The following is a 12,952-nucleotide window of genomic DNA, read 5'->3' on the forward strand; positions in this document are numbered from 1 at the left end:
ATGACCCAGACGCTGGTGGTGGTCGTCCTTTTCGTGGGCGCCATGGCGTTGCTGCCCTGGCTGGTCCGCCGGCTGCAGCAGCGCCACGCCACCGCCGGCCTGGGGGCTGGAGCGGCTTCCCGCGTGCTCTCCGCCGTGGCCGTGGGTCCCCAGCAGCGCGTGGTCACCGTGGAGGTGGGGCCGGAACACGCGCGGACCTGGCTGGTTCTTGGCGTGACCGCGCAGCAGGTGAGCTGCCTGCACGTGCTGCCGGCCGTTGCCGCCAGCATGCCTTCCGCGGCGCCCAAGGCGGAACCATCTTTCGCGCACGCGGTTGCGTCGGCCGTCAACGCGCCTGGAAGTCCTTCCCATGGCTGAGGCTTCACGGGTGCGTCGTGTGCTGCTGCTGGCTGCGGTGGCCTCCCTGGGCGCCATGGTGCATGGCACGGCCGCCGCGCAGGCCTCCGCGGGCGCGCTGCCATTGGTGGTGGGCAGCGGCCCTTCGGGCAACAGCTATTCGGTGCCCATCCAGACCCTGCTGTTCTTCACGGCCCTGTCCTTCCTGCCGGCGGTTCTGCTCATGATGACGGGCTTCACGCGCATCGTGATCGTTTTGTCTCTCCTGCGCCAGGCGCTGGGTACCCAGTCGGCGCCGCCCAACCAGGTCATCATCGGACTGTCGCTGTTTCTCACCTTCTTCGTGATGGGGCCCACCCTGGACCGGGTGTACCAGGACGCCTATGTGCCTTACACCAACAACACCATCAGCTTCGAACAGGCCCTGGTCAAGGCCGAGGCGCCGATGCGCAGCTTCATGCTCAAGCAGACCCGGCAATCCGATTTCGCCCTCTTTTCCCGGCTGGCGCGCCTGGATGCGAGCGTGACGGCGGAAACCGCGCCGCTGCGGGTGCTGGTGCCAGCCTTTGTCACCAGCGAACTGAAATCGGCATTTCAGATCGGCTTCATGATCTTCATCCCGTTTCTGGTGATCGACATGGTGGTGTCGAGCATCCTCATGTCCTTGGGCATGATGATGCTGTCTCCGGTGCTGGTGGCACTGCCGTTCAAGCTCATGCTGTTTGTGCTGGCGGACGGCTGGAATTTGCTGATCGGCTCGCTGGCTGCCAGTTTTGTTCCCTGAAGGAGTGGGCGATGACTTCGCAAATGGTGCTGACCATCGGGCGCGACGCCTTGACGCTGCTGCTGATGATTTCGATGCCGGTGCTCGGTGCCGTGATGGCGGTGGGTCTGATCGTGAGCATTTTCCAGGCGGTCACGCAGATCCATGAGGCGACACTGGCCTTTGTTCCCAAGCTGATCGCCGCGATGGTGGTTTTTGCGATCGCAGGGCCCTGGATGCTCAGTACCCTGGTGGACTTTATCCGCCGGACGATCGAGTCCATTCCGTCGATGATCGGCTAGTGCGGGGCACGGCCTTGCGCTTCGCGCCGCACCCTTTGTTCGCCAGCCCCATTTCTGGCTGCCCATCGGGGATCGCGTGATCACTTTCTCCGAAGCCCAGCTGATGGCCTGGCTGTCTCCCATCCTGTGGCCATTCTTGCGCGTGCTCGCCGTCTTCTCGGTCGCGCCAGTGTTTTCCATGCGGACGATACCCATGCGCGTCAAGATCGGACTGGCGTTCCTGGTGGCGCTGTGCGCCCAGGGCGTGCTGGTGAATCAACCGGTCATCAGCGTCAACGGGCGCGAGGCATTCGGAGCCGTGGCCCAGCAAGTGGCCGTGGGGCTTGCGATCGGGTTTTCCGTCCGGCTGGTGTTTGCGGCCGTGGAGCTGGCGGGCGAAATCATCGGGTTGCAGATGGGGTTGAATTTCGCATCATTTTTCGACCCCTCTTCGAATGCCCAGATCAGTGCGGTAGCCCGCTTTTTTGGACACATGTCCATGCTGCTCTTTGTGGTGATCAATGGCCATCTGCTGATCCTGATGGCCGTGGTGAAGAGTTTTGACCGCTTTCCGGTCGATGGCAACTTCCTGCAGGCCCTTGGGCAGATGCGCATTTACGAGCTGGGTTCGTCCCTGTTTTCCAGTGCGCTGTGGATCGCGCTGCCCATGATCGCGCTCCTGCTGTTCGTCAACTTGACGCTGGGCATCATTTCGCGGGTGGCGCCGCAGATGAACATCTATGCCGTGGGGTTCCCGGTGACGTTGACCGTGGGCATGCTGGGCATCGTGGCCACGCTTCCGCTGCTGGAGCAACCCGTGCTGGCGCTGATGCAGCAGGCGGTCGATCTCTTTGCCACGCAGCGATAGTGGGGAAAGAGGGGGTGGGCAGGCCGTCTCAGACCAGCTGGTTGCGGATGGCGTAGACGGTGAGTTCCGCGTTGTTCGAGAGCTTCAGCTTCTCCAGCACGCGCGAACGGTACACGCTCACGGTCTTGGGGCTGAGCATCAACTCCTCGGCGATGTCCGACAGCCTGCGGCCGGAGGCAATCTTGACCAGTGTCTGCAACTCCCGCTCGGACAGCGCCGCATGCGGCGCCTCCGGCGTGGGCTGTGCCAGGCTGTCCGCCAGCATCTGGGCAACCTCTGCCGTGAGGTACTTGCGCCCCTGCATGACGGTGCGCACGGCCGCAATCAATTCGACCGGATCCCCTGCCTTGTTGGCGTATCCCTGGGCGCCGGCCTTCAGGCAGCGCAGGGCGTACTGGTCTTCCGGGTACATGGACACCACCAGCACCTTGATGGCGGAGTGCGTCTCGCGCAGGCTGGCCAGCACCTCAAGGCCGCTGCGCCCCGGCATGTTCAGGTCCAGCAGCAGCACATCGCAGGCTGCCGAGCGCAGCACCTCGCGCAGCTCGGAATATCCCCCGGCCTCTCCAGTCACCTGGATATCGGGGGCGTCGGCCAGCGTGTCGCGTATTCCGCGCCGCAGAACGGCATGGTCATCGCACAGGACCACATGAATCACTGCACATCTCCTGGGGCTGGTGATGGGTGCGATGTTAGCGGTATGGAAAGGATCACGGAGGTGCCCTGGCCGGGCCGGCTGCTGATATCCAGCCACCCCCCGACAGTCCGGGCGCGTTCATGCAGGCCCTTGAGCCCGAAGGCCTTGGGCTTGTCGAGCATTTGCGGATCGATGCCCCGGCCATCGTCGGTGACCTCCAGCGTCAGGACGCCCTCCTTGTCGGAGAGATCGATACGCACAGTGCCTGGATGGGCATGTTTGGAAATATTGGTCAGCGCTTCCTGCGCGGTGCGGTAGGCCGCCAGCTGGATATCCGGCGGAGCGTGGATGGTCTCGCTGCTGGTCACGACCGGAGCCGGTATGCCCGAGCGGCGCTCGAAGCCGGCGGCAAGCCACTGAACGGCTGCCACCAGCCCCTGTTCGAGGATCGGCGGGCGCAGGTTCATCATGATCCGCTGGCTCGCCTCGATGGCGTGCTGCAGCATCTCGGCCGCCGACGCCGCGTGTTCCTGCATCGCCGGGGCCGTGCTGTGGCGTCCGATCCATGCCACATCGAACCTCACGGCCGTCAATGCGCCGCCGATGTCGTCATGAATTTCTCGGGCGATGGATGCGCGTTCCTGCTCGATCGATGTTTGCAGGTGTTCTGTCAGTTCCGCCAGCCGGCGTTCGGACGCCTCCAGCTGCGCCACGGCCTGTTCGCGCGCCTTGCGGGCGTCGTGGACCTCCAGAGCGCGTGCGATCACATGGGGCAGGCGCTGCAGGTCGTCCTTGAGCAGGTAGTCTGCGATGCCCAGGCGGATGGCGTCCACGGCGGCTGCCTCGCCGATGGCGCCGGACAGCAGCACAAAAGGGGGGTGCTGCGGCTTTTGCGCCACATGCGTCCATGCGTCCAGCGCGGTAAAGCCTGGCAGGCGGTAATCTGCCAGGATGATGTCAAAAGCCTGGGTATCGGTCAGCCGCTGGAAGTCGGCAAGCGAGTCGACCTGATGGAGATGGCAATGGAGCCCGGACCGCCGCAGGGTCAAGGCGGTCAGCTCATGGTCCGCCAGTGAATCTTCAAGATGCAGGATGCTGAGGGTCTGGTCTGGTGCTATGGTGACCATAGGAGCGCTATCATAGGATACAAATTGGAACAAACAAGGGTGTTTGTCCGATTGGGATGGTTTCAGCGTCAGCGTCCAATGGATGCCGACACCATGGTGCGCATGCCTTTGCTTTGGGCTTTTGTGCAGATATCGTAGTCCTGGGATTTTTGCGTGCTTTGCTGCTGCGTGCTGCGATGGAGAAACGATGCAATCTACGCTAACAACGTCTGGAGGACCTGCTGTCCAGGTTCCCGTCATGGTGGCGGCAGAGCTGCAGGATTCGTTGCTGGTCGTGATGCATGACCTGCATCGCCTGGAAGGCCTGCTCAGCCATGCCACCGACAACCTGCTGGAACGTTTTGGAGAGGCCAATGCCGTGCTGACGGACGCGGCTGTGGCCGATTCTCCGGAGCTGGTGGCCGCTCGGGCCGCGCTGCGCAGCGCCGTGACCGAATTGCAGTTCCAGGATATGGCGTCCCAGTTGATCTGGCACACGACCAAGGTGCTTCAAGGATGCGCTTTCCGCTTGGCCTCCGAGGCCATGGGCAATGAAGATGGTGAAGAAGCAGCGCCATTTGCAGAGATGGCGCCGGACCGGCCCAACCCCGTCACGCAAAGCGAGATGGATGCCGGTTCCGTGGACCTGTTCTGATCTTCACGTCACTGGTTAACCTATATATTCAAGTCAGTTGGAGCCTTACATGCAATCGATCCTAGCCGTAGATGATTCACCGTCCATGCGGAAAATGGTGTCGTTCACTCTCACGGGTGCCGGCTACCACGTTGTGGAGGCGGTGGATGGGCAGGATGCCCTTGAGAAGGCCGAGAGCCATGACATTGATCTGGTCCTGGCCGACCAGAACATGCCGCGCCTGGACGGTATCGGATTGACGCGCAAACTGCGCGAGAACCCCAAATTCAAGACCATCCCGATCCTGATCCTCACCACCGAGTCGAGCGATCAGATGAAGCAGGCCGGGCGCACGGCCGGGGCGACGGGCTGGCTGGTCAAGCCTTTTGATCCCAATCGCCTGATCGAAGTCATTCAGAAAGTGATCCGCTGAGCCGGATTGGATTGGCCCGGACCACCAAGTACACAGGAGCCCACGATGGCGGAAACCTACCAAGAAGGATCGGGAGCAGGCGCTGACTTCGACCTGAGCCAGTTCTATCAGATCTTTTTCGAGGAAGCGGGCGAAAACCTGGACCAGATGGAGCAGATGCTCCTGGATCTGGATCTGAGCAGCGCCAATGATGAAGAGCTCAACGGCATCTTCCGGTGCGCCCATTCCATCAAGGGTGGCTCGGCCACCTTTGGTTTTTCGGACGTGGCGGAGCTGACGCACCAGATGGAGTCCTTGCTGGACCGGTTGCGCCGCCATGAGCTGCAACCCGTTCCCCAGATGGTGGACGTGCTGCTGGAGTCCGCCGATGCATCCCGCAGCTTGCTGGCCCGCCATCAGGCCGGAGGCCAGGGAGAGGCTGTCTCCACCACGTCGCTGGTGCGCCGCATCAGTGAGCTTGCTGCGGGGCTCGTCCCCAGCGACGCGCCCGCCGTGGCACCACCGCCACCTGCGCCAGCCCCGCAGGTAGCGGCTCCGGCGCCCAAGGCGGTGACGCCCGCAGTCGCCGGACAGGCGCGTGCACTGGAAATCCAGATCGGCCCGCTGGAGCGGCCGCAGCAGGCCGATGCCATCAAGGAACTGTTCCGGGATATTCCCGGGCTCGGTGCCATCCGGGACATGGAAAGCACCCAGCCCAACACGCGGCTGTTCGCGGTGGAGACCACCTCCACCAACGATGATCTGCTCGACCTGTTCGCCTTCCATGTGTCCAAGGAGCAGGTCCTCATCCGTGAGGCCGCTGCAGCAGCGGCTGCAGCCCCGGAGGACGCGGACGACGATGTCGTGGTCGCCGCGGATGCCGCCGGAGGCGAGGCGTACGGCTTCTTCAGCGATGCGCCGGGTGCTCCCGGTACCGATGCGCCCCGGGCGGCAGCGCAGGCCCCCGCACAAGCGCCCAAGGCTGCGGCCCCCAAGGCTGCGGAGCCCAAGGTCGCCATGCAGGCGCAGATGGAGTCCACGACGATTCGCGTGGACGTGAAAAAGGTCGACCAGCTCATCAACCTGGTGGGTGAACTTGTGATCACCCAGGCGATGCTCGCGCAGAACAGCCGGGGGCTGGATGCAGGCGCCTACCAGCAGCTGCTGGCGGGGCTGGCCGACCTGGATCGCAACACGCGCGACCTGCAGGAATCGGTCATGTCGATCCGCATGATTCCGATGTCCATCGTCTTCAGCCGCTTCCCCCGCATGCTGCGGGACTTGGCGAACAAGCTGGGCAAGAAGGTCGAACTGGTGACGCTGGGCGAGGCCACCGAACTGGACAAGGGGCTGGTCGAGAAGATCACCGATCCGCTGACACACCTGGTGCGCAACAGCTGCGACCACGGGATCGAGATGCCGGCGGACCGCTTGGCCAAGGGCAAGTCGGAACACGGGACCATCACGCTGTCGGCCTCGCACCAGGGCGGATCGATCGTGATCGAGGTGCGCGACGATGGCCGTGGCCTCTCGCGCGAGAAGATCCTCAGCAAGGCGCAGGAGCGCGGCATCGAAGTGTCCGAGCAGATGAGCGATGCGGAGGTCTGGCAACTGATCTTTGCACCAGGCTTTTCCACCGCCGACGAGGTGACCGACGTGTCCGGGCGTGGCGTGGGCATGGACGTTGTCAAGCGCAATATCGCGGCGCTCAACGGGTCGGTGGAGATTGACTCGGCCGAGGGTTACGGAATGAAGGTTTCCGTGCGCCTGCCGTTGACGCTGGCCATCATGGATGGCATGTCCGTGGGGGTGAGCGACGAGGTCTACATCCTGCCTCTGTCTTCCGTCGTGGAGTCCTTCCAGGTCAACGCGGACGATGTGAGCACCGTGGCACAGGGATCGCAACTGGTGAAGGTGCGCGACGAATACATGCCGGTAATCGCGCTGGAAAAGATCTTCCAGGTGCCGCGTTTTGACCCCAACAAGTCCAGCAACATCATGGTGGTCGTGGAAGCGGATGGCAGCCGTGTTGCGCTGCTGGTGGATGAGCTGCTGGGCCAGCACCAGGTGGTGGTCAAGAACCTGGAATCGAACTACCGCAAGGTCCCCAACGTGTCGGGCGCCACCATTCTGGGCGACGGCACGGTGGCGCTCATCCTGGATACGGGCGGGCTGGTGCGGCGGGCGCGCCACTAGATTTGAGCAGCCGTGCCCGAAGGGCAGGGCGCTGTCACGAAAGGAGAATTCACCATGAGTGTGATGGGTAAAACCGCAGAGGCGGTGCCAACGGGCACCCGCGAATATCTGACGTTCCGCCTCGACCAGGAAGAGTACGGCATCGATATCCTGAAGGTGCAGGAGATCCGTGGCTATGAGCCACCGACACGGATTGCGAACGCCCCCAGTTTCATCAAGGGCGTCGTGAACCTGCGTGGCACGATCGTGCCCATTGTCGACATGCGCCTCAAGTTCAACTGCGCGCAGGCGGACTACAACAGCTTCACGGTGGTCATCATCTTGAACCTCCGCAACCGGGTGGTCGGAATCGTGGTGGACTCCGTCAGTGATGTGATGGAACTGACGCCCGAGAGCATTCGCTCTGCACCGGATATTGAAAGCGCCATCGACAACAGCTGCATCCTCGGGCTCGGGTCGGTGGGTGAGCGCATGCTGATTCTGCTGGACATCGAGAAACTCATGTCCGGTGTGGACATGGGGCTGGTGACCGCCAACGAATAGGGCGAATAGGGCGCAACCGTCACACCAGTGGTGGATCCAGCACCTGCCAGCAGATGGCGGGTGTGGCTAGCAGGTCTCTTGGAGCGAACAGGATTTCCCGTCGGACGATCAATATGGCCCAACCCACCAGTGCATTCCCCACGGCCCGGCCCACCACCGCCAGGGTGGATCCGGCCTATGCCGCCGCGGCTGCCCCCTCGGGGCCGCTGGCCCAGGGGCGCGAGTTTGTCTGGACCAATGCGGATTTCGCGCGGGTGCAGGCGCTGATCTATCAGCGCGCGGGCATCAGCTTGCACGACGGCAAGCACGCCATGGTGTACAGCCGCCTTTCGCGCCGTTTGCGTGACACGGGGCACAACAGTTTTCACGACTATCTCGGATGGCTTGAGACGCATGACGGTCCGGAGTGGCAGGAGTTCATCAATGCGCTCACCACCAACCTCACGGCCTTCTTCCGCGAACAGCACCATTTCGAGATATTCGCCTCGCATCTGCGCAGCAGGCCATCGACTGGCTGGCGGGTCTGGTGCAATGCCGCCTCTACCGGAGAAGAACCCTATTCCATCGTGATGACGGCGTTCGAGGCGCTGGGGGCCAACGCGTCTTTCAAGCTGACCGCCAGCGACATCGATTCCCGCGTGCTGGCGACGGCAGCGCAGGGGGTGTACCGCCTCGACAGCCTCAAAGGCCTGAGCCCGGAGCGCCTGCAGAAGTTCTTTCTGCGGGGCAAGGGGGCCAATCTGGGCATGGTGCGGGCCAAGCCGGAACTGCGGCGTGCCATTGATTTCATGAGTGTGAACCTCATCCGGGACGACTGGCCGTTCAAAGAGCCCTTCGATGTGGTTTTTTGCCGCAACGTGATGATCTACTTTGACGCACCCACGCAGCGGCGGGTGCTGGAGAGGATCCACAGGGTCCTCAAGCCCGGCGGCATGCTGTTTGTAGGGCATGCCGAGAACTTCAGCGAGTCCAGGGACCTGTTTACGCTGCGTGGCAAAACGGTGTACGAGCGTCGCTGACCCGCATGTTGCCTAGCACCGAGCACACATGACCACCACTCCATCAGGCTCATCCCCTTCTTCGGCCGTTGCCGCGCCTGGCATGTCCGAGCGGCGCCGTGCTCCCCGCATCGCCCCCCTGAGCGCGGACATCTATGCCGCCGGGTCAGGGCCGGCCCGGGAGTCTTCGCTGCAGGAGCTCAAGGCGCACAGCCGCAAACCCGGGGAGGCTTCCTTCTTTTATCTGGACCATCACTTTCAGCACAATGCCGTGAAGGTCCTTCCGGGCGAATATTTTGTCGCCGACGAGAACATGGTCATCATGACCGTGCTGGGGTCATGCATTGCCGCCTGCCTGTGGGACAGCCGTGCGCGCATAGGAGGCATGAATCATTTCATGCTGCCCGATGGCGATGTGGGGGATGCCTCGGGGCGCTATGGCTCGTACGCCATGGAATTGCTGATCAACGAGATGCTCAAGCTCGGAGCCCGCCGCGAAACCATGCAGGCCAAGATTTTTGGCGGGGCGCAGGTCATGCACAACTTCACGACCATGAATGTCGGTGAGCGCAACACCAATTTTGTTTTGAACTACCTTCACACGGAGCGTATTCCCATCGTCTCCGAGGATGTGCTGGATATCTATCCGCGCAAGGTGGTTTTTTTCCCCATCACAGGGAAAGCCATGGTCAAGCGGTTGGCGCACGCACATCCCGAGGCCTTGGTGGCCCAGGAAGTGCGCGGCAATGCCGCCACCGTGGCCAAGACCACCTCGGGCGGTTCTGTCGATCTGTTTTGAGGAAGGCGTGAGTTAATGAGCAGGAAAATCCGGGTGATCGTGGTGGACGATTCGGCGTTGGTCCGCAGTCTGCTGTCCGAGATCATCAACCGGCAGCGGGACATGGAGTGCATCGGCACGGCCAATGATCCCTTGGTGGCGCGCGAGATGATCCGCGAGCTCAATCCCGATGTCATCACACTGGATGTCGAGATGCCACGCATGGACGGCATCGACTTCCTGGGGCGGTTGATGCGCTTGCGACCGATGCCGGTGGTGATGATTTCCACGCTGACGGAGCGGGGCGCTGAAGTGACGATGAAGGCGCTGGAACTGGGCGCGGTGGATTTTGTGGCCAAGCCCCGTGTCGGCCTGGCCAGCGGCCTCAACGATCTGGCCACCCAGATCGTGGACAAGATCCGCGTGGCCGCGGTGGCGCAGGTTCGCCGCGCGCCCGCTCGCGAAACCACCGCCGCTGGCGGTGCGGGGAGTGGTGCAGGTGCAGCGCCTGCCATGCCCGCGTCGGCGCTCCTGGGGCGCCTGTCCACCGAAAAACTGATTTGCATCGGGGCATCCACCGGCGGTACCGAGGCCATCAAGGAGGTGCTGGTGCAGATGCCGGCGGATTCGCCCGCCATTGTCATCACCCAGCATATGCCCCCGGGTTTCACCACCAGCTTCGCGGCCCGCCTCAATGGCTTGTGCCAGATCACGGTCAAGGAAGCCGTGAACGGCGAACGCATCCTGCCTGGCCATGCCTACATCGCTCCGGGGGGAACCCAGTTCCACGTGGCCCGCAGTGGCGCCAACTATGTTGCCGTGGTGGATGATGGCCCGCCGGTGAATCGCCACAAGCCCTCGGTCGAGGTGCTGTTCAAGTCGGCCGCTGCCGTGGTGGGGCGCAATGCCTTCGGCATCATGCTCACTGGAATGGGCAACGATGGCGCGGCGGCGATGAAAGAGATGAAGGATGCCGGCAGCTACAACTACGTGCAGGATGAAGCCAGCTGCATCGTATTTGGCATGCCGCGCGAAGCCATTGCCCACGGCGCCGCGGATGAGGTTCTGCCGCTGGGGCAGATCGCCTCCGCATTGATTACGCGTTTGCGGGGCGCGACGGATCGGCTGCACCACCGGATCTGATGGCCGGGCACGCCTGCGTTGCAGGCCGCGCATTTTGGCGACAGAGCAGCGCGGTCCTGCTTGTGCCCGGTGCCTTGGTGCCTCAGGCGGACAGGGCCGTCCAGCGTTCCAGTGCAGCCATCAACTCTTCCTCGATGGCCCCGGCCCGCGTAGTCATGGCGGCGGCCCGTGCGGGGTCGGCGCTGTACAGGGTGCCATCCGCCAGAGCGTCCTGCAGTTCCTGCTGCTCTGCTTCGAGTCCGGCGATCTGTGCAGGCAACTGGTCGAGCTCACGCTGTTCCTTGTAGCTAAGCTTCTTTTTTGATAGCGGCTCGCGCTTGCTGGATGAGGCCTGAGCCGGATTTTCGCTCAAATTCTCTCGGCCAGCCTTCTGGCCGGGCGCGGGGGAGGCCTGGAGTGCCCGGCTGCGCTTGGATTGCTGCAACCAGTCCTGCACGCCACCTTCATATTCCCGCCACAGGCCGTCGCCCTCGAAGGCGATGGTGCTGGTGACCACGTTGTCGAGAAAAGTCCGGTCATGGCTGACGAGGAACACGGTACCTTCGTAGTTCTCCAGCAGCTCCTCCAGAAGATCGAGGGTGTCGATGTCCAGGTCATTGGTGGGCTCATCCAGTACCAGGACATTCGCGGGACGCGCGAACAGCCGGGCCAGCAGCAGCCGGTTGCGCTCGCCGCCCGACAGCGAGCGGACAGGGGAATGCGCGCGGGCCGGAGAGAACAGGAAGTCGCTCAGGTAGCTCTTGACATGCTTGCGCTGGTTGCCGATTTCGATCCATTCGCTGCCTGGGCTGATGAAGTCCTCCAGCGTGGCATCCAGGTTGACGGCATGGCGCATCTGGTCGAAATACGCGACCTGCAGATTGGCGCCTTGGCGGATGGTGCCTTCGTCGGGTGCCAGCTCCCCGAGAATCATCTTGAGCAAGGTGGTTTTGCCTGCGCCGTTGGGTCCTATCAAGCCCACCTTGTCGCCGCGCAGGATCGTTCCGGTGAAGTTGCGCACAATGGTCTTGTCGCCGAAGGATTTGCCCACACCGTTGAGCTCCGCGACGATCTTGCCTTGATACCCGCTGGAACTGCCGGTCGCCACGTCCATGCGAACGCTGCCCACCACTTCCCGGCGGGCCTCGCGGCGCGCGCGCAGGTGCTCCAGGCGGCTGATGCGGCTCTGACTGCGGGTGCGGCGCGCCTCGACGCCGCGGCGAATCCAGACTTCCTCCTGGGCGAGGAGTTTGTCGGCCTTGGCGGAAATGACGGCTTCCTGGGCCAGCTGATCCTCCTTTTGTATCTGGTATTGCGCGAAGTTGCCGGGGTAGGAGCGCAACTGCCCACGATCAAGCTCCACGATGCGGGTGGCAACGCGGTCCAGGAACGACCGGTCATGGGTGATGGTGACCACACTGCCTGGAAAATCAAGCAGAAGGTCTTCAAGCCATTCGATGGAGTCGAGGTCCAGATGGTTGGTGGGCTCATCCAGCAACAGGACGTCCGGGCGGGCTACCAGCGCTTGTGCGAGTGCCACACGCTTCTTGGTCCCCCCTGACAACGTGCCCACAACGGCATCCGGATCCAGATGCAGGCGCTGCAGTGTTTCCTCTACCCGCTGTTCCCAGTTCCAGGCGTCGTAGGCTTCAATTTCGGATTGCAGGGCATCGAGGTCCAGGCCTTCCGCACCCGACAGGTACTGGTCACGGATGGCAATGACGCGCTGCAATCCTTCGGACGCGGACTTGAAGATGGTGGCGGTGGAATCCAGAGAGGGTTCCTGGGCCACGAAGGCAATGCGCACGCCCTGTTGTACCTGCAGTGAGCCGTCGTCTGGTTTGGCCAGCCCCCCGAGAATCTTGAGCAGCGAGGACTTGCCCGCGCCATTGCGCCCGATCAGTCCCACGCGCTCGGCAGTCTCCAGGGAAAAGCCGGCGTGGTCCAGCAGTGCAACATGCCCAAATGCGAGTTGGGCGTCCAGTAAGGTGATAAGTGCCATAAGGGCAGGATTATCGGGGGGAGGGTAGTGTTGCCGGCGATGGGGCAGAACTGGGCGGGGCGCTCGCATCCCCACTGGATGTGTTTTCTCCCCCTTTAATAGAGGACCGCAAGGAGGCGCAGTGGTCGTGGCGTGGCCGGAGCCTGCACGGAGCGCAGGTTGGAGAAGGCCTTCAGGAAAGAATTGATCAGCTTTCCCTTTGCCCTCCGAACTCATGCTATAGTCGAGGGCTTCGCTACTGAGGCGGTGCTGCAGAGATGCGGGGCGCTGGAGGTT

Annotated in this window: 14 protein-coding genes; 11 read left to right on the top strand and 3 right to left on the bottom strand. The window is 63.0% G+C overall.

Translation table 11 applies throughout. The features are described from left to right. The 4 genes from AC07OC_RS24125 to fliR all read left to right on the top strand — a co-directional run bounded on the left by AC07OC_RS24125 (position 1) and on the right by fliR (position 2,248). A complete protein-coding gene (locus AC07OC_RS24125) occupies positions 1–357 on the top strand; it encodes a FliO/MopB family protein (RefSeq protein WP_218296976.1) in 357 nt (118 codons plus the stop codon). After that, complete coding sequence (gene fliP, locus AC07OC_RS24130) at positions 350–1,120, top strand: flagellar type III secretion system pore protein FliP (protein ID WP_218296977.1); 771 nt, start codon at positions 350–352, stop codon at positions 1,118–1,120. The genes AC07OC_RS24125 and fliP overlap by 8 nt, the downstream gene beginning before the upstream one ends. A gap of 11 nt (positions 1,121–1,131) precedes the next feature. Next, entirely contained in the window at positions 1,132–1,401 is a 270-nt protein-coding gene (gene fliQ, locus AC07OC_RS24135; RefSeq protein WP_218296978.1) for a flagellar biosynthesis protein FliQ, read from the top strand. Positions 1,402–1,477: 76 nt separating this feature from the next. After that, positions 1,478–2,248, top strand: coding sequence for a flagellar biosynthetic protein FliR (fliR, locus tag AC07OC_RS24140; protein ID WP_218296979.1), 771 nt, complete (start codon positions 1,478–1,480; stop codon positions 2,246–2,248). Positions 2,249–2,276: 28 nt separating this feature from the next. Here fliR and AC07OC_RS24145 read toward each other — a convergent pair whose 3' ends face one another. After that, complete coding sequence (locus AC07OC_RS24145) at positions 2,277–2,906, bottom strand: response regulator (RefSeq protein ID WP_218296980.1); 630 nt, start codon at positions 2,904–2,906, stop codon at positions 2,277–2,279. Further along, a complete protein-coding gene (locus AC07OC_RS24150; RefSeq protein ID WP_218296981.1) occupies positions 2,903–4,012 on the bottom strand; it encodes a hybrid sensor histidine kinase/response regulator in 1,110 nt (369 codons plus the stop codon). The genes AC07OC_RS24145 and AC07OC_RS24150 overlap by 4 nt, the downstream gene beginning before the upstream one ends. 187 nt (positions 4,013–4,199) lie before the next feature. On the opposite strand from AC07OC_RS24150, the gene AC07OC_RS24155 reads away from it, so the two are divergent. From AC07OC_RS24155 to AC07OC_RS24185, 7 genes are all read left to right on the top strand, one after another. Further along, entirely contained in the window at positions 4,200–4,646 is a 447-nt protein-coding gene (locus AC07OC_RS24155; RefSeq protein WP_218296982.1) for a hypothetical protein, read from the top strand. Between the two features lie 49 nt (positions 4,647–4,695). After that, positions 4,696–5,058 carry a response regulator gene (locus tag AC07OC_RS24160; protein WP_056173069.1) on the top strand — a complete coding sequence of 121 codons (363 nt, stop codon included), beginning with the start codon at positions 4,696–4,698 and terminating at the stop codon, positions 5,056–5,058. Positions 5,059–5,103: 45 nt separating this feature from the next. Next, positions 5,104–7,233 (top strand): chemotaxis protein CheA, encoded by a 2,130-nt coding sequence (locus AC07OC_RS24165; RefSeq protein WP_218296983.1) that lies wholly within the window; start codon positions 5,104–5,106, stop codon positions 7,231–7,233. 54 nt (positions 7,234–7,287) lie between these two features. After that, the gene (locus AC07OC_RS24170; RefSeq protein ID WP_218296984.1) at positions 7,288–7,776 is read left to right on the top strand and encodes a chemotaxis protein CheW; all 489 of its coding nucleotides are present in this window, start codon (positions 7,288–7,290) and stop codon (positions 7,774–7,776) included. Between the two features lie 113 nt (positions 7,777–7,889). After that, complete coding sequence (locus AC07OC_RS24175) at positions 7,890–8,795, top strand: CheR family methyltransferase (protein ID WP_255591949.1); 906 nt, start codon at positions 7,890–7,892, stop codon at positions 8,793–8,795. 28 nt (positions 8,796–8,823) lie between these two features. Continuing rightward, complete coding sequence (cheD, locus tag AC07OC_RS24180) at positions 8,824–9,573, top strand: chemoreceptor glutamine deamidase CheD (protein WP_218296985.1); 750 nt, start codon at positions 8,824–8,826, stop codon at positions 9,571–9,573. Positions 9,574–9,588: 15 nt separating this feature from the next. Further along, a complete protein-coding gene (locus AC07OC_RS24185; RefSeq protein ID WP_218296986.1) occupies positions 9,589–10,695 on the top strand; it encodes a protein-glutamate methylesterase/protein-glutamine glutaminase in 1,107 nt (368 codons plus the stop codon). An 82-nt stretch (positions 10,696–10,777) separates the two neighbouring features. Here the strand turns inward: AC07OC_RS24185 and AC07OC_RS24190 are convergent, their stop codons facing one another. Next, a complete protein-coding gene (locus AC07OC_RS24190; RefSeq protein WP_218296987.1) occupies positions 10,778–12,676 on the bottom strand; it encodes an ATP-binding cassette domain-containing protein in 1,899 nt (632 codons plus the stop codon). Between the last annotated feature and the right edge of the window lie 276 nt (positions 12,677–12,952).

This window comes from Acidovorax sp. GW821-FHT10E04 (genome assembly GCF_059415185.1).